This window comes from Gordonia sp. 852002-10350_SCH5691597, assembly GCF_001665715.1.
Classification (GTDB): domain Bacteria; phylum Actinomycetota; class Actinomycetes; order Mycobacteriales; family Mycobacteriaceae; genus Gordonia; species Gordonia sputi.
Genome location: NZ_LZMO01000165.1, coordinates 1 through 1,028 on the forward strand (window position 1 = coordinate 1; position 1,028 = coordinate 1,028).

The window sequence follows — 1,028 nt, forward strand, 5'->3', positions numbered from 1 at the left end:
CGGCAGAAATCCAGTCAGCGACGACGTCAGGGGACCAGTCGAAAACTGTTAGGACGGATCGACGCTTCGGGGGAGAACCACGATGAGGTTTGCCGTAGCGAACATGCAGGATGCCGTGCTTGCCGAATTCGCGCGCTTTCGGGTTGCGATAGAAATCAGTGGTCTGCAGATGACGGATCTCATTACCGCGAAGTCCCCATGCGTACGCAACTTTGAACCAGGTTGCATCGCGGTAGGCCGGCCACTGACCCTTGCGGCCGCTCGTCGCGAGCCGATCGACTTCATCGTCAGCATGATCGAAAAATCGTTGCAGTTCAGCGCGACTGAAAGCCCGCTTACGTGGATCGGACTCGCACTCTTGTGCGTGGCGAGCCGAGTTCCAATCGTGGCAAACCTGTACTGGATGAGTTCCGAACAAATCAACGCAGAGATCACACCAGCCATACTCGGACGATCCGACATAGTCGCAGAACAGCCGTAGCGCTGTTTGATAACCACGCACCGTCGTTTGCCGCGCGTGACGGATACTCCGCAGGTCGCCGAAGAACTCGTCGACCATCGCCGGGGACCACTTCCACGGGTACTCGTTGACATAGTCAGCAAAGCGGGTAATTAGCTGACAACGCTGCTCAATGGTCCCGAAGGTTAGGTTTCTGGACAGCTGCTGATTGCGCCATCCATCCAACATCTCCGCGAACACAGCATCCTGGTTGCTCAGATATCGAACGCCCGGCACCAGCACCAAGCGCCCAGAGTCGTCGACCGTCACGCGGCATCATCTCCAGGCTGGGTGCATTAGATGCTCATATCATGCATCTATTGCAGGGTCGGTGTCAATCATCAAGTCGCTCAGCCCTGCTCGTATGACAGGTCCCTGCGCAAACTGCAGCTTCGATTCGGCGTTCGCACTCACAATAGACCGTCTGAACCCACATCAGAGCAGGTCAGGCGCCCAGACCGATAAGAATCTGAACGTTGCAAAGGAGGAGGGTTCGACTGCATCTGCTGCAACATTACTCTTTTTACTT

Annotated in this window: 1 protein-coding gene; it reads right to left on the bottom strand. The window is 56.0% G+C overall.

The annotated features are described in order from the left end of the window. Positions 1 to 769, bottom strand: a 769-nt coding sequence (locus A5777_RS24180) for a site-specific integrase (protein ID WP_082933642.1), incomplete at its 3' end; no start/stop codon positions are given. Positions 770 to 1,028: the final 259 nt, after the last annotated feature.